Annotated in this window: 22 protein-coding genes and 2 pseudogenes; 14 read left to right on the plus strand and 10 right to left on the minus strand. The window is 64.2% G+C overall.

The annotated features are described in order from the left end of the window. Nucleotides 1-309: 309 nt before the first annotated feature. A complete protein-coding gene (locus Q0687_RS01005) occupies nt 310-2,598 on the plus strand; it encodes a DUF1522 domain-containing protein (protein WP_298871040.1) in 2,289 nt (762 codons plus the stop codon). A 290-nt stretch (nt 2,599-2,888) separates the two neighbouring features. Further along, nucleotides 2,889-3,257: a flagellar biosynthesis regulator FlaF gene (gene flaF / locus Q0687_RS01010; protein ID WP_298871042.1), complete on the plus strand. Its 369-nt coding sequence runs from the start codon at nt 2,889-2,891 to the stop codon at nt 3,255-3,257. Between the two features lie 114 nt (nt 3,258-3,371). On the opposite strand, the gene Q0687_RS01015 is transcribed toward flaF, so the two are convergent. The 4 genes from Q0687_RS01015 to Q0687_RS01030 all read right to left on the minus strand — a co-directional run bounded on the left by Q0687_RS01015 (nt 3,372) and on the right by Q0687_RS01030 (nt 5,910). After that, nucleotides 3,372-3,731 (minus strand): hypothetical protein, encoded by a 360-nt coding sequence (locus Q0687_RS01015; RefSeq protein ID WP_298871044.1) that lies wholly within the window; start codon nt 3,729-3,731, stop codon nt 3,372-3,374. 159 nt (nt 3,732-3,890) lie between these two features. After that, nucleotides 3,891-4,388 carry a hypothetical protein gene (locus Q0687_RS01020; protein WP_298871046.1) on the minus strand — a complete coding sequence of 166 codons (498 nt, stop codon included), beginning with the start codon at nt 4,386-4,388 and terminating at the stop codon, nt 3,891-3,893. Nucleotides 4,389-4,399: 11 nt separating this feature from the next. After that, nucleotides 4,400-4,786 carry a flagellar assembly peptidoglycan hydrolase FlgJ gene (flgJ, locus tag Q0687_RS01025; protein ID WP_298871048.1) on the minus strand — a complete coding sequence of 129 codons (387 nt, stop codon included), beginning with the start codon at nt 4,784-4,786 and terminating at the stop codon, nt 4,400-4,402. Next, nucleotides 4,786-5,910 carry a flagellar basal body P-ring protein FlgI gene (locus tag Q0687_RS01030; protein WP_298871050.1) on the minus strand — a complete coding sequence of 375 codons (1,125 nt, stop codon included), beginning with the start codon at nt 5,908-5,910 and terminating at the stop codon, nt 4,786-4,788. The genes flgJ and Q0687_RS01030 overlap by 1 nt, the downstream gene beginning before the upstream one ends. 280 nt (nt 5,911-6,190) lie before the next feature. On the opposite strand from Q0687_RS01030, the gene Q0687_RS01035 reads away from it, so the two are divergent. After that, nucleotides 6,191-6,604: a flagellar assembly protein FliX gene (locus Q0687_RS01035; protein ID WP_298871052.1), complete on the plus strand. Its 414-nt coding sequence runs from the start codon at nt 6,191-6,193 to the stop codon at nt 6,602-6,604. A 16-nt stretch (nt 6,605-6,620) separates the two neighbouring features. Here Q0687_RS01035 and Q0687_RS01040 read toward each other — a convergent pair whose 3' ends face one another. After that, nucleotides 6,621-6,992 (minus strand): helix-turn-helix domain-containing protein, encoded by a 372-nt coding sequence (locus Q0687_RS01040; RefSeq protein ID WP_298871055.1) that lies wholly within the window; start codon nt 6,990-6,992, stop codon nt 6,621-6,623. A 147-nt stretch (nt 6,993-7,139) separates the two neighbouring features. Between Q0687_RS01040 and Q0687_RS01045 the strand changes: the two genes are divergently transcribed. The 3 genes from Q0687_RS01045 (at nt 7,140) to Q0687_RS01055 (ending at nt 9,377) form a co-directional block, all read left to right on the plus strand. Beyond that, nucleotides 7,140-7,751 (plus strand): NAD(P)-dependent oxidoreductase, encoded by a 612-nt coding sequence (locus Q0687_RS01045; protein WP_298871058.1) that lies wholly within the window; start codon nt 7,140-7,142, stop codon nt 7,749-7,751. Nucleotides 7,752-7,966: 215 nt separating this feature from the next. Then, nucleotides 7,967-8,332, plus strand: coding sequence for an RNA polymerase-binding protein DksA (dksA, locus tag Q0687_RS01050; protein ID WP_008554760.1), 366 nt, complete (start codon nt 7,967-7,969; stop codon nt 8,330-8,332). Nucleotides 8,333-8,588: 256 nt separating this feature from the next. Continuing rightward, nucleotides 8,589-9,377 carry a phytanoyl-CoA dioxygenase gene (locus Q0687_RS01055; RefSeq protein ID WP_298871061.1) on the plus strand — a complete coding sequence of 263 codons (789 nt, stop codon included), beginning with the start codon at nt 8,589-8,591 and terminating at the stop codon, nt 9,375-9,377. Nucleotides 9,378-9,619: 242 nt separating this feature from the next. Here the strand turns inward: Q0687_RS01055 and Q0687_RS01060 are convergent. Beyond that, nucleotides 9,620-9,978 (minus strand): annotated as a pseudogene (locus Q0687_RS01060) (helix-turn-helix domain-containing protein). Nucleotides 9,979-10,072: 94 nt separating this feature from the next. On the opposite strand from Q0687_RS01060, the gene Q0687_RS01065 reads away from it, so the two are divergent. Both Q0687_RS01065 and Q0687_RS01070 read left to right on the plus strand, forming a co-directional pair. Continuing rightward, nucleotides 10,073-11,101: an aldehyde reductase gene (locus tag Q0687_RS01065; RefSeq protein WP_298871064.1), complete on the plus strand. Its 1,029-nt coding sequence runs from the start codon at nt 10,073-10,075 to the stop codon at nt 11,099-11,101. 88 nt (nt 11,102-11,189) lie between these two features. After that, the gene (locus Q0687_RS01070) at nt 11,190-11,969 is read left to right on the plus strand and encodes a fumarylacetoacetate hydrolase family protein (protein WP_298871067.1); all 780 of its coding nucleotides are present in this window, start codon (nt 11,190-11,192) and stop codon (nt 11,967-11,969) included. Between the two features lie 207 nt (nt 11,970-12,176). On the opposite strand, the gene flgH is transcribed toward Q0687_RS01070, so the two are convergent. From flgH to flgF, 4 genes are read right to left on the minus strand one after another with little or no spacing between them, the layout of a single operon-like run. Then, a complete protein-coding gene (flgH, locus tag Q0687_RS01075) occupies nt 12,177-12,938 on the minus strand; it encodes a flagellar basal body L-ring protein FlgH (protein ID WP_298871070.1) in 762 nt (253 codons plus the stop codon). Nucleotides 12,939-12,947: 9 nt separating this feature from the next. Beyond that, nucleotides 12,948-14,096: a flagellar basal body P-ring formation chaperone FlgA gene (flgA, locus tag Q0687_RS01080; RefSeq protein ID WP_298871088.1), complete on the minus strand. Its 1,149-nt coding sequence runs from the start codon at nt 14,094-14,096 to the stop codon at nt 12,948-12,950. Between the two features lie 10 nt (nt 14,097-14,106). Further along, nucleotides 14,107-14,895, minus strand: a complete 789-nt coding sequence (flgG, locus tag Q0687_RS01085; RefSeq protein ID WP_298871072.1) for a flagellar basal-body rod protein FlgG — start codon at nt 14,893-14,895, stop codon at nt 14,107-14,109. Between the two features lie 16 nt (nt 14,896-14,911). Continuing rightward, nucleotides 14,912-15,673, minus strand: coding sequence for a flagellar basal-body rod protein FlgF (flgF, locus tag Q0687_RS01090; protein WP_298871075.1), 762 nt, complete (start codon nt 15,671-15,673; stop codon nt 14,912-14,914). Between the two features lie 385 nt (nt 15,674-16,058). Between flgF and fliL the strand changes: the two genes are divergently transcribed. From fliL to Q0687_RS01120, 6 genes and pseudogenes are all read left to right on the plus strand, one after another. Next, nucleotides 16,059-16,559, plus strand: coding sequence for a flagellar basal body-associated protein FliL (gene fliL, locus Q0687_RS01095; RefSeq protein WP_298871078.1), 501 nt, complete (start codon nt 16,059-16,061; stop codon nt 16,557-16,559). Between the two features lie 30 nt (nt 16,560-16,589). Further along, nucleotides 16,590-17,792, plus strand: a complete 1,203-nt coding sequence (fliM, locus tag Q0687_RS01100) for a flagellar motor switch protein FliM (protein WP_298871081.1) — start codon at nt 16,590-16,592, stop codon at nt 17,790-17,792. Beyond that, nucleotides 17,789-18,235, plus strand: coding sequence for a DUF6468 domain-containing protein (locus Q0687_RS01105; RefSeq protein ID WP_298871083.1), 447 nt, complete (start codon nt 17,789-17,791; stop codon nt 18,233-18,235). Before fliM ends, Q0687_RS01105 begins: the two co-directional genes overlap by 4 nt. 9 nt (nt 18,236-18,244) lie before the next feature. Then, nucleotides 18,245-19,006, plus strand: coding sequence for a flagellar protein FlbB (locus Q0687_RS01110; RefSeq protein ID WP_298871086.1), 762 nt, complete (start codon nt 18,245-18,247; stop codon nt 19,004-19,006). A 103-nt stretch (nt 19,007-19,109) separates the two neighbouring features. Continuing rightward, on the plus strand, nt 19,110-22,904 hold the full coding sequence (locus Q0687_RS01115; RefSeq protein ID WP_298871090.1) for a tetratricopeptide repeat protein: 3,795 nt from the start codon (nt 19,110-19,112) through the stop codon (nt 22,902-22,904). Between the two features lie 80 nt (nt 22,905-22,984). Then, nucleotides 22,985-23,220 (plus strand): annotated as a pseudogene (locus Q0687_RS01120) (hypothetical protein). Nucleotides 23,221-23,333: the final 113 nt, after the last annotated feature.

Genomic DNA, 23,333 nt, shown 5'->3' on the forward strand with positions numbered 1-23,333 from the left:
CCAGGCGCTGTCGACCCGTCAGTCGATCGCGGTCTCCGCGCTGTCGCTGGCCAACACCTCGCAGCAAAGCGTGCTCCAGCTGCTCCGCTAACAAGCCGTTGAAATTACTAAATAAAGCCGGGCGGCGGGGCTTTTGCCCCGCCGCCCTTTTTTGCGTTTGGGGCAGGGCTGAGGCGTACACCAGCCATTAACCCTATCCCTTAAACCGGCGTTAACCATACTTTAAAGGACAGGTCCTAAAACTGGACGAAAGCCCGCTTCCAGACCCGCGCGGCCGATTCGTATCCGGTTCAAGAGGAAGACCTGCCAATGTCCAACATCGTTCTCTCGGCGTCCGTTCGCCAGAACCTGTTGTCGCTGCAGTCGACGGCCGACTTGCTGGCCACGACGCAGGAACGGCTGTCGACCGGCAAGAAGGTGAACACCGCGCTCGACAATCCCACCAACTTCTTCACCGCGCAGGGGCTGGACAACCGGGCGAGCGACATCAGCAACCTCCTGGACGGCATCAACAACGGTGTGCAGGTGCTCCAGGCGGCCAATACCGGCATCACCTCGCTTCAGAAGCTTATCGACTCGGCGAAATCGATCGCCAACCAGGCGCTCCAGACCACGGTCGGCTACTCCACCAAGTCGAACGTCTCGACCACGATCCCGGGTGCCACGCCGGCGGATCTGCGCGGCACGACCTCGTATGCGAGCGCGACCGCCAACAGCAATGTGCTCTATACCGGTGCGCCTGGCGGCGTCACGCCGGTGACCGCGGGCGCCGCGCTCGGTGCCTCGCTGGGTTCGTCCGCCGGCACCCTGACCGGCTCCGCGGTGAAGGCTGCCGACGCCAGCACCGCGCTGATCGGCACCGACACGCTGCTCGGCACGACGACGTCAACCACATTCACCACACCGCCCGCGGACGGTGACACCATCACCGTGAACGGCAAGACGGTCACGTTCCGCACCGGTAACGCTCCGGCGACGCAGCCGACCGGGTGGGGTCTCGACGCCACCGGTCACATCGCCACAGACGGTAATGGCAACTCGATTGTCTACGAAGGAACGGCGGCGTCGCCCAAGGCGACCATCAGCGACGTTCTCAGCGCGATCGATCTCGCCAGCGGCGTCAAGACAGCGACGATCAGCGCCGGCGCGGCGACCATCGCGACGAGCGGCGCAACGGTTGGTACGGCGCAGACGCCTTCGTCAATTTCGGCAGGTGGCGTCGTCACGCTGAAGAGTTCGACCGGTGCCGATCTGAGCCTGACGGGGAAGGCCGACCTCCTCAATGCGCTCGGCCTGACCTCGGCGACCGGCGCCGGCAATGCCAACGTCACCGCGAACCGGTCGACCACCGCGGGCTCGCTGGGTTCGCTGGTGCAGGACGGCTCGACGCTGAACGTCGACGGCCACACCATCACCTTCAAGAACGCGCAGACGCCGCAGTCGGCGGCCAGCGTCGCCACCGGCTTCGGCGTCAACGGCAATGTCGTCACCGACGGCAACGGCAACTCGACGGTCTATCTCCAGAGCGCAACGCTGACCGACCTGCTCAATTCGATCGACCTGGCGACCGGCGTGAAGACCGCGAGCCTCTTCAACGGTGCTGCGACGCTCAACGCCACCGCGGGTCAGATCCCGTCGTCGGTGAATTCGAGCGGCCAGCTGTCGATCTCGACTGGCATCAACGCAGATCTCTCGATCACCGGCACCGGCAATGCGCTCAGCGCCTTCGGTCTCAGCGGCAACACCGGGACGGCGACGGCGTTCAGCGCGGCGCGCACCTCCGGTGTTGGCGGCGTCAGCGGCAAAACCTTGACCTTCACCTCCTTCAACGGCGGCACGCCCGTCAACGTCACCTTCGGCGACGGCACCAACGGCACCGTCAAGACGCTCGACCAGCTCAACGTCCAGCTTCAGGCCAACCACCTAACCGCGACGATCGACGCTAACGGTGTACTGACGGTCACCACCGTCAACGAATACGCCTCCTCGACGCTCGGCTCGTCCACCGCGGGCGGCACGGTCGGTGGTACGCTCACCGGCGTGCTCGCCTTCACCACCGCGCAGCCGCCGGTGCAGGATCCCGTGGCGCAGACCGCGCGCTCGAGCCTGGTCAGCCAGTTCAACAACATCCTGGCGCAAATCGACACGACGTCGCAGGACTCCTCCTTCAACGGCGTCAACCTGCTGAATGGCGACACGCTGAAGCTGGTGTTCAACGAGACCGGCAGCTCCACGCTCGGCATCAACGGCGTGGTGTTCAATGCGGCCGGTCTCGGCCTCAGCAATCTCGTGCCCGGCACCGACTTCATCGACAACGGCGCGACCAACAGGGTTCTGCAGAGCCTGAATGCGGCCTCCAGCACGTTGCGCTCGGAAGGATCCTCGCTCGGTTCGAACCTGTCGATCGTGCAGGTGCGGCAGGACTTCTCCAAGAACCTGATCAACGTGCTGCAGACCGGCTCGTCCAACCTGACGCTCGCCGACACCAACGAGGAAGCGGCCAACAGCCAGGCGCTGTCGACCCGTCAGTCGATCGCGGTCTCCGCGCTGTCGCTGGCCAACCAGTCGCAGCAGAGCGTGCTGCAGCTGCTCCGCTAATAAACGAGCGCGAACGAAGTTTGAGACGCGGCGGGGCTAATGCTCCGCCGTTCTTTTGAGGGAGTTCGCTAAGACTAGATTAGCTGCGATCGATGCGCGTGATGCAGTGCAAGTTTACAGCTTGCGTCTTGCGCATCTATCTTCGCGTCCAGGGAAGGATTTCGCGCCCCGTAATAATCCGGAGTCCTTCAAAGCGCACATGTAAGCAAATCTTAAGCGCTACTGCATAGGGTTGGGAAAGAAATCCTTAAGTCCGTTCAACGGGCTAGGAAGCTTCCAAGGTGTGATTGATGTCGAATTCCGCTGCCTCGGCCTACGCGCGTGTTGCAACGACCACCGCGTCTCCTCGCGACATCGAGGCGCAGACTCTGCTGAAGGCTGCCAACAAGCTCCAAGACGCGGTCAACGCCGCCGATCCGTTCAGCGAGCAGACGACGCAGGCGCTGATGTTCAATCGCAAGCTCTGGACCATCTTCCTCAGCGAGGCGATGCGCGACAACAATCCGCAGCCGCTCGACGTCAGGCAGAAGATCGCCAATATCAGCGTGTTCGTGTTAAGCCAAACCGCGGCGCTACAGATGAGCCCGCAGTTCGATCACTTCCGCCCGCTGATCGAGATCAACCGCAACATCGCTGCCGGTCTTTCCGGCCGGCCGTAACGGAGAGGCCATGATGTCGGATATCATGAGCATCCCGTCGTCGGCCTACAGGTCCAACACGGTCTCGAGCACCATGGGCCAGACCACGCTCGACAGCTGACCGGCGGGCGGCGCTTAAGCGCTGAGGTCCGTGTTGAGCGGACGCGAGGGCTCCGACTTTAAATCTAATGCGTGGAAATAGGCTCGCCGACGCAGTATCGCTTCGTCCGGGAATTGAGTCACTACTGCTTCGGTCTTTTCGTTGACGATCTGGAAGACCATGGATGCAGCCGCCTGGTCGAACACGACCTGGCGCGAGATGTTGACGTTGCTCTGCAGGTCATTGCTCGCGGGCGCGCTCGCATCGCTCGCGGCGACCGTCTGGCTCACCGGCAAATCGGTTTGCACGGCGTCGTTCGCCGCCGAATTCGACGTCGTGACGATCTGTACGGCGGCCGGGATCCCCACCGGCCTGATGCTGAAATCTGTACTCATGGCAGCCTCCTGGTTGCCTTGCGTGAGTCAAATCCCAACCCCTCTCAATACGCAACTATGGAACACCAGGATTGAAGACCCGGTAAGGAAACGTGCCTAACCGCGCGACGCTTTTGCCGCGCGGTTTTTCGTAAAGTTTGAAACAGTTTTGCCGCGGGCCTAGAGCGTGCGGCTGACCGCGAGCGGGGTGATGTGACGAGCGCCCGGCGTGGCACGGCGGCCTGCCGCAGTATAGGTGTTCGGCACGTTGCGCTTCTGGATCTCGGCGTTGACGCCGCGCATGACGCTTTCCGAGACCGCATGCGCGGTCGCGAGTACCGTGAGGTTGACCTGGAGCATGGCGCGGAAGGCGTCATGGTGCCGGTGCAGGGTCGACAGCAGCTCGGGCGCCGATTTTGCAAGCTTGTCCTGGTTCGCCTTCAACTGGCTGACGGCGGCGACATAGCGTCGCGACAACTCCTGCTTCTTGCCTTCCATCGTCATTGCCTCGCGGACCTTGCCGGCACGGACCAACTCGGTCTCGCGCTCGATCAGGCCGAGCAGGGCGTTCATCGCATCCATCAGATCCTCGGCGAGCTTGCGCGCCTCGGCGCTGCCGGGGGCGTTGCCCGGGCGCTGTGCAGGCATCGGCTGACGTGACGCGTTGAAGTGGTTCATCTCGTTTGACCTTATGCCGTGCGAAGAGTGGTTTTGGCCTGCTGCATGATCAGGGTCCGGTAGACGTCGCGGGCGATGCCGACGCCACCGGCGCTGGCGAAGTTCTTGGAGTATTGCTCCGTGAGCATCGAGCGCCACACGCCGGTGCCCGGCGTGTCGCCGAACGGACCTTCGCCCTTCAGGCCCGACGTCATCTGCGCGAACATGCTGTTGAGGAACATGCCTTCGAAATCGGTGGCGGTCTTCTGCGACTTAGCCTGCTGCTGCGGCGAGACCTTCTGAAGCGCTGCGGCGAGCTCGAAGTCGGGCCGGCCGTTGCGGCTTTCCACCGAGAAGGCGGGGTTCGAGGAAAGGGCTGCGGTGGCGAGACGCGCGGTGTTGATCGTGCCGGTCTGCATCACATCACCTCGATGTCGGCTTCGATCGCGCCGGCGGCCTTGATCGCCTGCAAGATGCTGATGAGGTCGCGCGGGCCGATGCCGAGGCCGTTGAGGCCGTCGACGAGCTGCTGCAGCGAGACGCCGTCCTTGACGACGGCAAACTTTTTGCCGTCCTCGGTGACACCAACGCTGGAGCGCGGCGTGACCACAGTCCGGCCCCGCGACAGCGGGTTGGGTTGGCTCACTTGCGGACTCTCGGAGATCGTGACCGTGAGATTGCCTTGCGCGACCGCGACGGTAGCGACGCGGACGTCGCGCCCCATCACGATGATGCCGGAACGCTCGTCGATGACGATCTTGGCCGCGAGATCGGGATCGACCTGAAGCTGCTCGATCTCGGTCAGGAACGCGACCACGTTGCCCTTGAACTCCGGCGGGATCGTCAGCTGCACCGTCGAGGGATCGATCGGCTCGGCGCTCTTGACGCCAAGATAGTCGTTGATCGCTGACGCAATGCGCTTGGCGGTCGTGAAATCGGCATTGCGCAGCGCCAGGCGCACGTTCGGCAGACGATTGAGCGCGAACTCGATCTCGCGCTCGATGATGGCGCCGTTGGCGATGCGCCCCACGGTCGGAACGCCGCGCACGATTTTGGCTGCTTCGCCTTCGGCCTGGAAGCCGGAGATCGCGAGCGAGCCCTGCGCGACCGCATAGACGTTGCCGTCGGCGCCGAGGAGGGGGGTGACGAGCAGGGTGCCGCCGCGCAGATCCTTGGCATCGCCAAGTGCGGAGACGGTGACGTCCATGCGCGTGCCCTGGGTTGCGAAGGCCGGCAGGTTGCCGGTCACCATCACGGCCGCGACGTTGCCGGTACGGATCGTGGCGCCGCGGATGTTGACGCCCATGCGTTCCAGCATCGCTTGCAGCGATTGCTTGGTGAAGGGGATGTTGTTGAGGGTGTCGCCGGTGCCGTTGAGGCCAACGACGAGGCCGTAGCCGATGAGCTGGTTCTGCCGCACGCCTTCGATATTGGCGAGATCCTTGATGCGCGAGGTCGCATTTGCGGACGCGACCGAGAGCGCCAGCGCCGACAGCGCGGCACAGGCCAGCCCAAAAATCCTCACCCAACGAACGCCTGGCATCCTCAGCTCCCCAAGGCTCGTCAAAGAGCCCTCACATCTCGGACCATCTGCGACACTCCCATGACGAGCTGGTCCGACGCTGTCCTTGCGAGGGCTGTGCCAACGCAGGGCGGTGGGGTCAGGCGATTGAATAGGTTGAGTAAATTTGTTTCCTCCGATGTCAGCGGCTGTTGCCGCTGAGGAGCGAAACTGCCGTGTGTCGGCAGATTTTGCCGGGCCGTTTACGGCTCGTTAACCATAATCCGGCGAATGTGGCGCATCGATCACCCGGATTGCTTCGATGCGCATCTACGGACCGAATGGCACCACGCTTGGAACGCCGGCCAGCCAGGCCAGGCGGACGAGCTCCGGCACCTTCGTGCTGCCGGACACCTCGTCGGCGCAGGAGACGCGCGCCGCCACGGCACCGAAGGCCTCCGCGAACATCGATGCGCTGCTTGCGCTGCAAGGCATCGAAGAAGATCCGATCGAGCGCCGCAAGCGCTCGGTCGCCCGCGGCAAGACCGCGCTCGACGTGCTGGACGATCTCAAGATGGGGCTGTTGTCGGGCAACCTCGACGCATCGACCGTGATGCGGCTGCGCGATGCGGCGGCGAACCTGAAATCGTCCTCCGGCGATCCCGGTCTCGATTCCGTGCTGTCCGAGATCGAGCTGCGCGTCGAGGTCGAGCTGGCGAAGGCCGGGCGGGTCTGACCGTTGTCGCGCCTCCTTACGCCGCTTCCTCCTTCAGCTGCGCGTCGTAGCGGCGTTGGGCTGCAAGCACGTCTTTCAGATTCTCCTCGGCCCAATCGCGTAGCGGATCGACCGCGGCGGCGAGTGTCAGGCCGAGCTGCGTGATCGAATATTCAACCGTCACCGGCACGGTGGCGATGGCGCGGCGCTTGAGCAGGCCGTCGCGTTCGAGCGACTTGAGAACCTGGCTCAGCATCTTCTGCGAAATCCCTTCAATCGTGCGACGCAATTGATTGAAGCGCATCGGCTCCTCGCGCAGCAGCAACAGGATCAGCACGGCCCATTTGTCACCGACACGATCGAGGATCTGGCGCGTCGGACATTCGGCGGCATAGACATTGGGTTTCATCTCGGTTCCTCGCGATCGCTTGGACTCGGCGTCTGCTGTTGCCGGTAACTCCTGCGTAATCAGGTAAGCACAAAGTGCTCTCTTAACACCAGCATTCTTTGCGATATCTAGTCACCATTGGTTACTATAGAAGCAAAGGAGCCTTCCATGAAAATCGCAGTCGCCGGCGCCTCGGGCCGGGCCGGGTCGGAGATCACCAAGGAACTGTCCCGTCGTGGCCACGCGGTCACCGCCATTGCCCGGAACCCCGAGAAGATCGCGGCCCTGCCGAATGTGACCCCCACCAAGGGAGACGTGCTCGATCAGGCCGGTCTGGCAAAACTCTGGGCCGGGCACGACGTTGCGGTGAGTTCCGTGCATTTCCTGGCAAGCGACCACCACAAGCTGATTGGCGCGGCCAAGGCGTCCGGCGTCGGGCGCTATCTGGTTGTGGGCGGCGCTGGCAGCCTTGAGGTCGCTCCGGGCGCCAAACTGGTCACAACCCCCGGTTTTCCGGACCAATACAAGGCCGAGGCGGAGGCGGGCTCGGTGTTCCTCGACCTGCTGCGGCAGGAAAAGGACCTGAACTGGACCTTCATCTCGCCCTCGGCGCTGTTCGTCGAGGAGGCAAGGACGGGCAAGTTCCGGCTCGGCGGCGACCAGCTTCTCGCAGATGCGAACGGCAAGAGCTGGATCAGCTTCGCCGATTATGCGATCGCGCTCGCCGATGAGGTCGAAAAGCCGGCCCATCAGAGGCAGCGTTTCACGGTCGGTTACTAGGCGTTTGGCCGTCCCCAGGCGTTCCAGGATAAACCTTCCTGTGCAAGGGCTTGGGGGCGGCAACTACGCCATTAAGGAAATATTGTCTGTCACAAGGGGTAGCTATATAAGCCCCGGCTCAACGGACCCCGTTCCGTTCGCGAGTCGTTGCTTAAGAAGATAGGCCGCCCTTGGAAAAGTTGAAAAACTACCGACCGACCGAAAAAGAGCCTTTCATGAACGACCGGCAGAAGGAGTACTTCCGTTTGAAGCTCCTCGCCTGGAAGGATGAGATCCTCAAAGAGTCCAAGCTCACCCTGCAAGCCCTGCAGGAGGAGAATGTGAACCACCCCGATCTCGCCGATCGGGCATCGTCCGAAACTGACCGCGCCATCGAACTCCGCGCCCGCGACCGCCAGCGCAAGTTGATCGCCAAGATCGACGCCGCGCTCCAGCGCATCGAGGACAACACCTACGGCTATTGCGAGGATACCGGCGAGCCGATCTCGTTGAAACGGCTCGAAGCCCGGCCCATCGCGACGCTCTCGGTGGAAGCGCAGGAGCGCCACGAGAAACGCGAGAAAGTCTATCGCGACGAATAGAGTCCGAGCCGCAGCGATGCGGCTCTTTGTTTTTGGGCTTACGGTGCCGCTTGAGCGCCGGTGGTTTGGCGCGTAGATTCGCGCCGCCATGATGATTTGCACTCTCGATATCGCTTCGGTTTTCTTCCTGGGCTGAGCGCAGAGCCTCCGCCATGGAGGCATCGCGTGCCGCGGGCTTGCTCGCGGAGTCCCGACCGAGCCGGCCGGTTCCGTGAGCGAGCGGACGATGAGGGCTGGCGAGCAATAGAGAGACATCATGACTGCCACTTCCCGCGCGCTCGACGACGGGCAAATCGCCCAATTCATTCGCGACGGCTTCATCCGCATCGACAACGCCTTTCCCCGCGAGCTCGCCGAGCAGGGACGCGCGATCTTGTGGCGCGATTTGCCCTGCAGCGAGCACGCGCGCCCGGTGATCCGGCTGTCCGGCTATGGCGGACCGCTATTTCGTGAAATTGCCAACATGCCGGTGCTGCATGGCGCTTTCGATCAGCTTGTCGGCGTCGGTCGCTGGCGGGCCCGCAAGGACATCGGCGGCACTTTTCCGGTGCGCTTCCCGCATCCGGACGATCCAGGCGATGCCGGCTGGCATATCGATCTCAGCTTTCCCGGAGAGGACTGCGATCCCAACGAGCGGCGCGACTTCTCGGCGTGGCGCGCCAACATCGTCTCACGCGGCCGGGCGCTGCTGATGCTGTTCCTGTTCTCCGATGTCGGCGAGGATGACGCGCCGACGCGGATCAGGGTCGGCTCACACATGCCGATGGCGCGCTATCTGACGCCAGCGGGTGAGGCGGGCCGCGCGCAGATGGTGCTTGATGACATGGGCGCCGATTGCCCGCTCGCGCTGGCGACCGGTGAGGCTGGCACGGTCTATCTCTGCCATCCTTTCCTGGTGCATGCAGCGCAAAAACATCGCGGAAAGACCCCGCGCTTCATGGCCCAGCCGGATCTGCCCCCGGCCGAGCCTTACAGGCTCGAGCGCGAGGATGGCGCCTACTCGCCGGTCGAGATCGCAATTCGGATGGCGCTCGGCACCGCCTGAGGCGAAGCAGTTGCGCTCTTGCCATGTCGTGGCGCTGTTTGGGGCGCCACGACATCGTATGCATCTTCGTCATCGCGAAAAATGAATCGCGATCAATGAGCTAGAGTCGATTCCTGGGAGCTCACGTGAGTTCACATGAGAAACAGCCTTCACTTCAGGTGCGGGAGGTTTTTGCGAGTCGCATCAACGAGATCGGCCCGGATGCTGTGAAGCGGATCAAGCAGCATGATGTTTCGCTGCAATCAGGCTTCATGCGACGCGGCAAGGCGCGCATCCCCATAAAGCCTGGACCAGCTCAATATTTCCTTAAACGCCGGCAGCAGGCCGTAAGCCGCGTCGGTCAGCTCGTACTCGACCCGCAACGGCTTCTCAGCGAAGGCCGTGCGCGATACCAATCCGTCCTGTTCGAGCTCGCGGAGCTGCGTGGTCAGCCGAAACGAACCGCCCCGTTCATCAGCGCGAACAGGATCTCCAGTTTCCACTTGCCACCGAGCGCGTGGATGGCGCGCTTGAAGTCGGCGAGCAGGGCAGGGGCGGGGCTGCAATCGCAGGCGCCGTCGCAGATGCTGGTCAGGTTTTCCATACCGGTCTCGAAATCCATTCTACTTGTTCCCCCAGGAGATAGTGACCAGATGCGGGCTTGAGCAGGGTGGCGGAACAAATTGGCCGGCCGGCGCAACGAAAGAAATTTGGCAATGAGCACTGTTCTGGTGACGGGCGGGTCCGGCTTCGTCGGCATCCATGTGATCCTGCAGCTTCTGGCCGCTGGCCATGCCGTGCGAACGACGGTGCGCCGGCCGGACCGGCAGGCCGAGGTGATGGCGATGCTGCGCGAGGGCGAGGCGGCATCGCCCGAGAGCCTGTCCTTCTTCTCCGCCGACCTCACGCATGACGACGGCTGGCGCGAGGCGGTAACGGGCTGTGACTACGTGCTCCATGTCGCTTCGCCGCTGTCGACCAGTGTTCCCGAGGACGAGAACGAGATGATTGTCCCGGCCCGTGATGGCACGTTGCGGGTTCTGCGCGCCGCGCGGGATGCCAGGGTCAAAAGGGTCGTCGTCACCTCGTCGCTGGGCGCGATCGGCTACGGGCATGCGCCGCGCCAAAAGCCGTTCGACGAGACCGACTGGACCAATCTCGATGGCGCGGACGCGCAGCCTTACATCAAGTCCAAGACCGTGGCCGAACGGGCGGCCTGGGAGTTCGTCGCGCGCGAGGGTGGTGGACTAGAGATGTCGGTGATCAATCCTGCCGGTATTTTCGGTCCGGTGCTGGGGCCGGACTTTTCCGGCTCGATCGAGATCGTCAAATCGCTGCTCGACGGCGCCATGCCGGCGGTGCCGCGGGTCTATTTCGGCGTGGTCGACGTGCGCGACGTTGCCGATCTGCATTTGCGGGCGATGACCGCGCCGGAGGCCAAAGGTGAGCGCTTCATCGCGGTCTCCGGGGAGACGCTGTCGATCCTCGACATCGGCAAAGTGCTGCGGCGGGAACTTGGCTCCAAAGCGCGCCGGGTTCCCAGGCTTCAGGCGCCGGACTGGCTGGTGCGGCTCGCCGCCCACCGGATCGCCTTGCTGCAAGCGGTGGTGCCGATGCTCGGGCGCGTCAGGCATTCCACCAGCGCCAAGGCCAGATCGGTGCTCGGTTGGCAGCCCCGTTCCAACGACGAAGCGATCCTCGCAACCGCCGAAAGCCTGATCCGGCTCGGCCTCGTCAAGGCTTGATGCTGCACGCCGGGGCGCGCTTGTCAGGCCGGGGCTGGGATGCTCAAGTGCCCGCCCTTGATCGTGGTGCGTGGGAGAGGCGGCGCCGATGGACAAAATTCTCGAGGCCGCAAAGGCGATAGCGCTGGCGCGCCGCAACCATGCGCCGCTCGCGGCGCTGAACGTTCCGCCAGATGACGAGGCCGAGGGCTATCAGGTCCAGCGTGCGTTGCATGATCTGTTGCTGCCGCATGTCGGTCCGCTGGTCGGTTACAAGATCGGCTGTACCAGCCAGGTCATGCAGGAATACATCGGCATCCCGCACCCCTGCGGCGGCGGCGTGTTCCAGAAGGGCGTGCATGACAGCGGCGTCAAGCTGGCCGCGTCCGACTTTGTCCGTGTCGGCGTCGAATGCGAGATTGCCGTGCGGCTGAAGCGGAATCTTGCCGCCGGCGAGGCGCCGTTCACGGCGGAATGGGTCGGGGAAGCTGTCGAGGCCTATCATCCCGCCATCGAGATCGTCGACGATCGCTACGTGAAATGGCAGACGATGGGCGCGCCGACGCTGATCGCCGACGATTTCTTCGCCGCCGGCTGCGTGCTGGGCCCGGCCGTCCCGCGCTCGTCGGTGCCCGACCTGAAGGCGGTCAAGGGCCGCGCCCTCGTCAACGGCGAGGAAGTCAGCCACGGCACCGGCGCCGACGTGCTCGGCCATCCCCACAATGCCCTCGCCTGGCTCGCCAACCACCTCGCCGCCGAAGGCAAGGGCCTGCACGCTGGACAGCTCGTGCTGACGGGGAGCCTCGTGAAGACGCTGTGGCTGAAAGCCGGCGACAAGGTGCGGATGGAGCTGGACGGGCTCGGCGTTGTGGAGGCGGAGTTTACGTAACGTTTGCTGCCGTCATCGCGAGCGCAGCGGTTTCCGCCTTCGCCAAGGCTTCGGTGGAAAAGTCGCTGCGCTCGCAATGGTGGAGTGTGAGGCAACACCACCGCCAAAAATACATGCGGCCCTCGCCAGGGGAGCTAGCGAGGGCCGCGTAGTACATCGTTGTTCGCGCCTAGGTTCGCGAGCACGATGTGGGAGCTCTTGCAAAGGTTAGAAGGGCAGCAGCACGTCCATAACTTGCTGGCCGTAGCGCGGCTGCTGCACGTCGGTGATCTGGCCGCGGCCACCGTAAGCGATGCGGGCCTGCGCGATCTTGCTGGAATCGATGGTGTTGTCGCTCTGGATGTCCTCGGGACGGACGATGCCGGCGACCACGAGTTCGCGGATCTCGTAGTTGACGCGGATCTCCTGCTTGCCTTCCACCACGAGGTTGCCGTTCGGCAGCACCTGCGTCACGACCGCCGCGACGTTGGTCTGCAAGGCTTCCTGGCGCTGCACGCTTCCCTTTCCGTCGCTGGAGGCGGTGGAGTCGGCGGTAAGGATGCGGCCGGGCAGGATCTTGTTGGCCTGGGTAATGGTCTTCGCGCCGATGAAGTCGGTGATGCCGGAATCCTCCTTGTTGGAGCGGCTGCGCTGGGTCTCGTTCTCGATGTTGGCCTTGTCGGTGATGTTCACGGTCACGGTCAGGAGGTCGCCGACATGGGTGGCGCGCTGGTCCTTGAAGAAGGCGCGGCTGCCGTTGCGCCACAGCGAGTTCGGATTGTAGGAGGCGACTTCCGGCTTCGGCATGGGCATCTGCACCGGCTTGTAGCCGGGCTGGGTCGTCGGATTGTCGATCGCGGACAGCTTCGGTTGCTCGCCGATCTGCGAGAGGCGGTCGATCGAGGAGCAGCCGCCAAGCGCGCTCGCTGCCAGCAACAGTGCAGAGATCGCGATGCGACGAAGACGGAAAGCCGAACTGAAAGCGGACATGACGAACTCTTACTTTGCTGGTGCTTGCGAGCGGAGGGCTTGCGGGGTCTGGGCTTGCGGGATCTGGGCTTCTGCGACCTGGGCCGGCGAATTGGGCGCCTGGACCAGGTTGCGGAGGAGGGCTGCTGTGTCGACAGGGGCGGGCGCCTCGTCCCGCTTGAGCGAGGAGGTCTGCTCGACTGGAGGCGGCATCGGAGCGGACTGGCTGGCACCCTGCACGGTGACCTGGCCGCGGCCGGTGACGACACCAGTCAGCGTACGCTTGGTCTGCAGATTGAGGACGCTCACGGTGTCGCCCTCGGCACCGGCCTCGATCGCCTTGCCGCGGGTGGTGAGGTAGATGCCCGGGACCTGGTAGATGACGGTGACGCTCTGGTCGCGCGATACGAATTCAGGCTTGGCGATGTCGGCGACGCGGATCGGCGTGCCAGCGCGCATCGCCCGGCGCATCTGCATGCCGATGGCGCGATCTCGCAGTGCGGGCTCGCCCATCACTTCGGCGCGGGGACGGCGTTCCAGCGCGACATCGGAGGATTTCAGCGTCTCGGTACGCTCGACGTCGCGCGTCAGCACCGCAACCTCGACGGTCTCGATCGCGGTGCCGGTCAGGCGCAGCTTGGTCGACGCAGGGGTGGTGTCGTTGTTGATCTCGAAAGCGATGTCGAAGCGGCCGCCGCGAGCATCGTAGCGGGTTGCGACCGGCTGCAGCGCGCCGGTGTTGGAGGCGTCCAGCCGCATGTCGGAGATGCCGCGGTCGAACGTGACGGTGATGTTGGCGGCTTCGCCAAGGCCGAAGCGGCGCTCGAGCGCGGAGGCGACGGCGGTTTCGAGCTCCTTGTTGGCGATCGTGCGGGCAAGCCGCGTCACCTTGACTTCCTTGATGTCGCCGGTCATCACGCCGATGACCTGCTTGGCTCGGAGCACGTTCAGGACCTGGGCGACCGGTAGCGCGCCGGTGGTGCCGAGATCGGGCGAGCGATAGACCGGGATCTGCGCGGCCGAGCCGGCATTGTCGATGAGGTCGCCGACCCGCACGACATCCGAGGTGACGGTGACCTCGGCGCGCAGCGTCGGCGCGGCGATGCCATCGTCGGCAGCCTGCGCCGGCAGCGCCAGCACGAGCAGGGTGGAGAGGGTGAGAAGCGTGGTGCGGATCATCATCATCACCTCAGCGGAACAGCGCCGTGGTCGATTGCATCATCTGATCGGCGGCGCTGATCACCTTGGCATTCATCTCGTAGGCGCGCTGCGCAGCGATCAGGTCGCTCATTTCCGAAACGACGTCGACATTGGCCTGCTCGAGGCTGCCCTGGGTGATCTTGCCGTAGCCTTCCGAATTCGCGGTGCCGTCCTGCGGCGCACCCGACGAGGTCGTTTCGACGAACTGGTTGCTGCCGACCGGCTGCAGGCCCGCCTTGTTGATGAAACGGGTCACGCCGATCTGGCCGAGATTAGTGTTGGTCGTCGAGCCCGGCAGCGTCACGGTCACCTGGCCCTGCTCGTTGACGGTGATGCCCGAGGCGTTGTTCGGGATCGTGATGGTCGGCTGTACCGGGTTGCCGCCCGCGGTGACGATGCGGCCCTGATTGTCCATCTGGAACGTGCCGTCGCGGGTGTACTGGAAGGTGCCATCAGGCATCAGGATCTTGAAGAAGCCTTCGCCCGAGATGGCGAGATCGAGGTCGTTGCCGGTCTGCGAGAGCGTGCCTTGCGTCATGCTGCGCGGCGTGCCGACGGTCTTGACGCCGCCGCCGATGTCGACGCCGACCGGCAGGATGGTGCCCTGGTCCGAGGCCTGGGCGCCGACGCGGCGGACGTGCTCGTAGATCAGGTCCTCGAATGCCGCGGTCTGCTTCTTGAAGCCGGTGGTGCGCAGGTTGGCGATGTTGTTGGAGATCACCTGAACGTTCAGTTCCTGTGCCGCCATTCCGGTCGCTGCGGTGTGAAGCGCCTGCATGTCAGTTCTCCCTCAATCAGGCCGGAACGTCGGCGAGCTTTTCGATCGCCGATTTGTGGAGGTCGCTCTGCTGCTGGAGCAGGTTGGCGATCGCGGTGTAACTGCGCATCACCTCGACCATGCGGCTCATCTCGCCGACCGAATTCACGTTCGACTTCTCGACGTAGCCCTGCTGCAGGGTGGACTTGGCGTCGGGCTGCTGGGTGGCGGAGCCTGCGTCATAGAGATTGGCGCCGAGCTTGGTCAGCTTGGTCGGATCGTCGAACGTCACCATCTTGATCTTGCCGCGGATCGTGTCGATCTTGGCCGTGCCTTCCAGCACTGTCACGGTGCCGTCGGGGGCGACGTTGATGTCGTGGTCGGTCGGCTGAAACACGATGGGACCGGCCGTGCCGAGCACGAGGTTGCCGTCCGAGGTCATGAGCTGGCCCGTGCTGCTGAGCGCGAACTTGCCGTCGCGGGTGTAGTGCTCGGCGCCATTGGCCTGCACGGCGAAGAAGGCGTTGCCGCTGATCGCCATGTCGAGCGGGTTGTTGGTCGCCTCCATCGGGCCCTGGCCGACGTCGCGGTAGGTGCCGCGGTCCTGCACGTACGAGACCCGGCGGTCGGAGCCGACGAAATTGTCCTCATGCGCGTTCGAGCGGAGATACTCCTCGAACAGCGAATGGTCGGCCTTGAAGCCGTTGGTGTTGACGTTGGCGACGTTGTTGGCGATGACATCCATCTGCCGTTCCAACGTCATCTGCCGTGACAAGCCGATCAGAAGCGCATTCTGCATCGGTCAATCTCCCCTTGCGTGAGATCCGCCATTTCGCTCTCCCAAGCGCCTTGGCCGATCCCGTGAACGAGGCCGTCAGGTTCTCCCAAACCGTCAGGTCTCGGCCCTCTCTCAGCGAAAGCCGTGCCAAGTCGGAAAAATGTGTGATTACAGCCGCTTGTCTATTTTTCGGCGGCGAAAGCAGGAGGCAGAAAGGTTCTGTTAGCCATGTTTGCCCGGCAGATTTTTCCTAGCGGAAGCCCGATGGAAAGGTTCCGTTAACCATTATTACCGTAGCGTTTGCTGTGAAGACGAGCGCGTTGCGCTGGGGCATTTGTATCGCGTCATGTCTGCCAGGAGGCTTCGCTCTCTCGACCCTTTATAAGATGAGCGAGCCCGGACGATCATGGCAGAGAACGAAGCGGAAGGCGGCGCGGCCGCCGAAGGCGCGGAAGCCGCTGCCCCCAAGAGCAAGTTCAAGCTGATCCTGATCGTCGTTGCCGCGCTGGTCGTGCTCGGCGGCGGTGCCGCGACCTGGTTCCTGTTCTTCCGTCATGGCGAAGACGAGCATCATGCTGAGGCCGCGCCCCCGCCCAAGCCGCCGTCCTTCGTCGAAGTGCCCGACATGATGGTCAACCTTGCCGGTGCGCCCGGCGAGCGCGTGCAATATCTCAAACTCAAGATCGTGCTCGAACTGAAGGAGGAGAAGCAGATCGAGGCGATCAAGCCATCGATGCCGCGGGTCACCGACATCTTCCAGACCTATGTGCGCGAGCTACGCTCCTCCGACCTCAACGGCTCCGCTGGCATCTTCCGCCTCAAGGAAGAGCTGACCAAGCGCGTCAACGCCGCGGTCGCGCCGATCCAGGTCAGCGCGGTGCTGTTCAAGGAAGTCGTGCTCCAGTGAGGATGCAGCGGAAGGCAATGGGCTAGCGTCATGGCCGGCAACGAGCAGATGGACCAGGATGCGATTGCCGCCCAATGGGAGGCATCGCTCGATTCCGAGGATCCTGCGGAGGCCGCGAAGGCTGCTGCCGAAAACGAACTATCGGAGACCATGGCCCTGCAATGGGCGGCCATGGTCGAGGACGGCAGCCGCGATCTCGGCAACGGCAAGAACTCCGGCGAGCGGGTGCTGTCGCAGGAGGAGATCGACAATCTCCTCGGCTTTACCGTCGGCGACGTCACGCTCGACGATCACAGCGGCATTCGCGCGATCATCGATTCGGCGATGGTCTCCTACGAGCGTCTGCCGATGCTTGAAATCGTCTTCGACCGCCTGGTGCGGCTGTTGACGACATCCTTGCGCAATTTCACCTCCGATAACGTCGAAGTCTCGCTCGACCGCATCACCTCGGTGCGCTTCGGCGACTACATGAACTCGATCCCGCTACCCGCCGTCCTCACCGTCTTCAAGGCCGAAGAGTGGGACAATTTCGGCATGGCGGTGGTCGACTCCAGCCTGATCTACTCGATGATCGACGTGCTGCTCGGCGGCCGCCGCGGCTCGAGCCAGCTCCGCATCGAGGGCCGGCCCTACACCACGATCGAGACCGAGCTGGTCAAGCGGCTGGTCGAGGTGGTCATGGCCGACGCCGAACAGGCATTCCGGCCGCTGTCGCCGGTGACCTTCACGATCGACCGGCTCGAGACCAATCCGCGTTTCGCCGCGATCAGCCGACCCGCCAACGCCGCGATCCTGGTGCGCCTGCGCATCGACATGGAAGACCGCGGCGGCAACATCGAGCTTTTGCTTCCCTACGCGACCATCGAACCGATCCGGCCCGTTCTGCTCCAGATGTTCATGGGCGAAAAGTTCGGCCGTGATCCGGTTTGGGAAGGCCATTTCGCCACCGAGATCGTGCAGGCCGAGATTTCCGTCGATGCCGTGCTTTATGAGGCCGACATTCCGCTCAAGCAGCTGATGCGGCTCAAGGTCGGCGACACGCTGCCGCTGGACATGCGGGCGGATGCCAACGTCACCGTGCGCTGCGGCGACGTCACCATCACCGAAGGGCGCATGGGCCGGGTCGGAGAGCGCGTTGCGATCCGCGTGACGAAACCCTTGCGCAAGCCAAGTACGACACTTGCGATGTTCGAGAAGGTGGACGAACAGAACAAGCTGATGGAGGCCCCATGAACCACTCCCTAGGAATGGCGATCGAGACGCTGGTGGCTATCCTGCTGATGCTCACGATCGGTTATTGCATCCTGCTCAACAAGCGGCTGACCCGGCTGAAGGCGGACGAGCATTCGCTGAAGGCCGTGATCGGCGAGCTGATCACAGCGACCGAGATCGCCGAACGCGCGATTGGCGGGCTGAAGCTTGCCGTACGCGACGTCAACGAGAATCTCGGCAGCCAGCTCGCGGCGGCGACGCAGATGTCCGACCAGCTCTACAAGCAGCTCGGCGAAGCCGACAACGTGGTGCGCCGTCTCTCCAAGATCGCCATCGCGGCGCGCCCCGTGACGAATCCGGAAGCCGTCGCTGCACCCGTCGCCAAGCCGTCGCCCGCGAAGGCGGTGGCCGCCGCCGCCGAAGCCTTCTCGGAGCGTCGAAGGTCCAACGGTATCGCCGCATAAAGTCAGGGTATGAAGTCTTTTCGTAACATCCGGGTCATTCCGGTCGTGCTGGTTGCGGTCGCTGGTCTCGCCACGCTGAAAGTGGCGGGCCTCGTGATCAATGGCGGCTACGTGTTCGACTATCAGCCGAACAGCCTGAAGAAGTCCTGGGCACAGGAGAATCTGAACTTCCCGACCGGGCGAGATGACCCCGACATCACCGGCTCGACGCATGGCGAGCCGAAGGAAGCGCCGAAGCCCGCAGCGCTCGAGAGCAAGCCGGAGGGCACGCCGGTAAACATGGACGAAGCCCAGCCGCAGGTCTCCGCCTCGGAGCGTGCGATCCTGGAACGGCTGCAATCGCGCCGCCAGGAGATCGAGGCCCGCCAGCGCGAGATCGACATCCGCGAGAGCCTGTTGAAGTCGGCTGAAAAGCGCATCGAAGGCAAGGTCGAGGAAATGAAGGCGGTGGAGTCCCGCATCAGCGCGACCCAGGCCGAACAGAAGGCCGCCGAGGCCCAGCGCTTGAAGGGCCTTGTGACCATGTATGAAGGCATGAAGCCCAAGGACGCCGCACGGGTGTTCGACCGGCTCGAGATGAGCGTGCTGATCGAGATCGCCTCGGCGATTGCCCCCCGCAAGATGTCCGACATCCTGGGACTGATGTCATCGGAAGCCGCCGAAAGGCTGACCGTCGAGATGGCGCGGCGGGCCAATGGGGGCGGGGATCAGGCCGCTTCCGCCGGGGATCTCCCCAAGATCGACGGCAAGCCGACGCAAAAGCCGAATTGAGGGCTCATACTTAAGAAGTCCTTAATTGGCAAAACCTACATTCGAGGGCATGGGCCGGCACCAGTGCCGGCGTGGACCCGTCGAGCCGGAAGAAATGCCGCCAATGGCGCGAGAGGCTGCCGCTGGATTTGTGTCGCGAGCCCGCGCCTTGGCGCTGGGGCTGTCGCGCCACGCCCGCAGGGCCGTCGTGCTGGGCGCCTGCGCGCTGGTCAGCCTTAGTTCTTTTGCCCGCGCCGCCGATCCGATCCGGGGTGAGGCGACTTTCTCGGCCGGTGGCGGCTTTGCCCGTCTCGTCATCAAGCTCGGCGAGGATGTTCCCTCCGAAGTGACGACGGCCGGCTCCATTCTCGTCATTCGCTTCGATCGCCCGGTCGACGTTCCTGTCGATCGCGTGCCGGAAGGCGCGCCCGATTATGTCAACTCCGCGCGTCGCGACCCTGATGGCAGCGCGATCAGGCTGTCGCTGGCGCGGCGCGTCACCGTCAACACCATGAATGCCGGCGAGCGCACCTTCATCGACCTGCTGCCGGAAGGATGGAAAGGCCCGCCGCCGAGCCTGCCGATGGACGTGGTGAAGGAGCTCGCCGAGCGCGCCCGCGTCGCCGAGCGCGCGCTGCGCGCCCAGCGTGCCGCGGCCGAAAGCAAGAAGCGTCCGCCGATCCGCGTGCGCGCCTCGGTGCAGCCGACCTTCGTGCGCTTCGTGTTCGAGATGCCCGACGGCGTCGGTGTCTCCTCCGTGCTCAATGAGCAGAAGCTCACGCTCGCCTTCAACGCCAATCTCAACTTCGACCTTGCGGACGCCGTCGTCGCAGCACCGCCGAACGTCGGTTCGATCAAGCAGAAGGCTGATATCGATACGACCAGCGTCGAGATCGCGCTGATCGGCGATTCCGACGTGCATTCCTTCCGTGACGACAAGAACTATGTCGTCGACATCGCCTTTCAGCCCGACAAGGGCAAGATGGCGGCGACGCCGGAGGCCGCGATCGCGAAGGCCGAAGCCGGTGGTCGCGCAGCGGCACCGGCTGCGGAAAAGCCGGCGGCCCCAAAGCCGAACGAGGCCCATAGCGAGATCAAGCCGCCGACCTCGGAGGCGATCGCGCGCGAGGCCAAGATCGAGGTGAAGCCTGAAGCGAAGCCGGAAGCGCCCCCCGCCGCGATGCCGGCAGCCGAAGTGCCGAACCCGGCTCCTGCCGTCAACTCGACCGAAGCTCCGCATGTGACGGAAGCGCCCAAGCCCGCACCACCCGCAATGCCGGCCGTCACGCCCGCCGCTGCTGCCAAGCCGGTGGTGACCGAACTTCCCAAAGAGGTCGCAAAGGAAGCCGCGAAGGAGCCGGTCAAGGAAGAGCCCAAGGAAACAGTCAAGGAGATCGCCAAGGAAACGGTCAAGGAAGCGCCGAAGGACGCGCCGAAACCGGCGCCGGTCGAGGCGCAAGCCGCTCCGCCGTCCCCTGTGGCCAGCGTCGATGTGCGGCGCGACAGCGACGGCCTGCGCGTGACGTTCCCGCTTTCTGTTGCAACGCCGGCCGCCGCGTTCCGCCGCGGCGACACGGTGTGGCTGGTGTTCGATACGCCGAAGCCTGTTGATGTCGAGGCGATCCGCACCAAGGGTGGTGCGATGATCGGCGAGGTCAGCCGCATGCCGCTGGAGAAGGGCCAGGCCGTGCGGATCCGCCTCACCCGTCCGCTGGTCTATTCGCTGACCAGCGAGGAGGTCGGCAAGGAGACCAACTGGCTGCTGACGCTCGCCGACAAGATCCAGGCGACGCCGCTGCCGCTTATGATGTCCCGCAACATCACCGATCCCGCGCTCGCCAACATCGCCATCCCCTTTGCCAATCCGGGCGTGCTGCATAAGCTGACCGATCCCGATGCCGGCGACATGCTCTACGTCGTCACCGCGCAGCGGCCGGTCCGCGGCTTCATCAAGCGACAGGATCTCGTCGATCTCTCGCTGCTGGAATCCGCGCACGGCATCGCCGTGCGGCCGAACTCCGACGATGTCGGCGTCGAAGTCGGACAGGACAAGGTCATTCTCGGCAAGAGGGGCGGCCTGACGCTGTCGCCGGTCGACGTCTCGGCGGAGCGCGCACCGACAGCGGTGCGGCCGGTCTTCAGTCCCGAGAGCTGGCGCAAGGGCCAGTCGGAAGATTTCTGGACGCGTCAGAGCGATCTGATCACGGCGATCTCGGCCGTCGAGCCGGCACAGCGCTCGCTGCCGCGGCTCGATCTCGCCCAGTTCTACATGTCGCGCGCGATGTATTACGAAGCCAAGTCAGTGACCGAGGTGATGCTTTCAGATCCGCTCAACAAGGAGGAGAGCAGTGCGCTGATCATCCACGCGATCGCGAGCATCCTGATCGGGCGCCCGGTACAGGGGCTGAAGGATCTCTCCAATCCCGTGATCGGCAACAGCCACGATTCGCAACTCTGGAAGGCGCTCGCTTATGCGCGCCAGGGCAAATGGGCGGACGCTCGCGAAAAATTCAAGAACGTCGAATTCGCCATCGCCTCGCTGCCCCTGGACATCCAGCGCATCGTGACGATGGATGCGATGCGCGCCTCGCTTGAGGTCAAGGACTATGCTGGCGCCTCCAAGCGTCGCGGTGAGATCGAAGTGGTCGGCGTGCCGCCGGAGGCGGCGCCGAGCTTTGCGGTGCTGCGCGGCCGGCTCGCCGAAGCGCTCGGACACGACAAGGACGCGCTCGACGACTACAAATTCGCGGTCGCCTCGGACGACCGGCAGGCTGCCGCCGAAGCCAAGCAGCTCGAGGTCGCGTTGCGGCAGAAGCGCGACGAGATCAGCAAGGAAGACGCGCTGAAGGAGCTCGAGACGCTGTCGATGACCTGGCGGGGCGACGCGATCGAGGTCAAGACGCTGCAGATGCTGTCGCAGCTCTATTCCGAGAACGGGCGCTACCGCGACGCGCTCACCGCGGCGCGCACCGCGACCAAGCTGCAGCCGAACTCGGAAGCCTCGCGCCAGGCGCAGGATCTGGCGTCGGATCTGTTTACGCAAATCTTCCTGGGATCCAAGGGCGATGAGCTGCCGCCGGTCGAGGCGCTCGGGATGTTCTACGAGTTTCGCGAACTGACACCGATCGGCCGCCGCGGCGACGAGCTGATCCGGCGCCTGGCCGATCGTCTCGCCTCGATCGATCTGCTCGACCAGGCCGCCGAACTCTTGCAATACCAGGTAGACCATCGCCTCGAAGGTGCCGCGCGTGCGCAGGTCGCGGCGCGCCTTGCGATGATCTATCTCGCCAACCGCAAGCCTGACATGGCGATCACAGCGCTGCGGGCAAGCCGCATCAGCGACCTCTCCGGCGAGCTGCGGCAGCAGCGCCTGTTGCTCGAGGCGCGGGCGCAGAGTGACGTCGGCCGCCACGATCTCGCGCTCGACATTGTTTCCAACGTGTCAGGGCGTGAAGTACTGCGGCTGCGTTCGGATATCTTCTGGGCGGCGCGGCGCTGGCGCGAGTCCGCCGAGCAGATCGAACTCTATTACGGCGATCGCTTCCGCGACTTCAAGCCGCTCAATGCGGTCGAGAAGAGCGATATAATCCGTGCCGCCGTCGGCTATGCACTCGCCGACGACTCGATAGGACTGTCGCGCTTCCGCGAGAAATACGCCCCCCTCATGAGCGAGAGCGCCGACCGGCTCGCCTTCGACATCGCCAGCAAGCCGGCAGCCGCCTCCAGCGCCGAATTCGAGGAGATCGCAAAGCTCGCAGCAAGCGTCGACACACTCGACGGCTTCCTCCGCGAGATGAAGCAGCGCTTCCCCGACGCCACCGCGCGCGCCCCGGCCTCGCCGCAGGCCAAGGACGAGACCGAGCACACCGGCTCGCTGCCCACGATCCCTGTCGTCCGGCAGATCCAGATGACGCGGTAACAACCCCGCTATTTCTGGTCTCTCGACAGCTGCCGGGCGAGACGGCAACCTGTCCACCTTGATGCCGGGAGAGCGACGATATGAGCAAGCCTGTCAAGACCGAAGCCGAACTCATCGCCATGGCGCGGGCGGAGTTGAAGGTCATGCCGATGGCCCTGACAACCTCGTCATCTCGATCGTCCGCGACAGCGACAGCTGGGAGTTCCGGGCCGACGCCGACCAGGCGACGCGGGACAGGCCCGGCTTCCCCGAAAGCGTCGCCATGCTGGTGCAGATCGGCGATCACCTCAGCAAGCAGTATGATGTGAAGGGGTAGCGGACGCGCTCCGCGCGAAACGCGGCCCGCGGCGTCGCCGCATGCGCCGTCATTGCGAGCGTAGTGTTCAGTCCGGAGACATGACTGACAGGTGTTCGGAGACATGGTTGACA

The sequence above is a fragment of the uncultured Bradyrhizobium sp. genome, from assembly GCF_936928535.1.
Classification (GTDB): domain Bacteria; phylum Pseudomonadota; class Alphaproteobacteria; order Rhizobiales; family Xanthobacteraceae; genus Bradyrhizobium.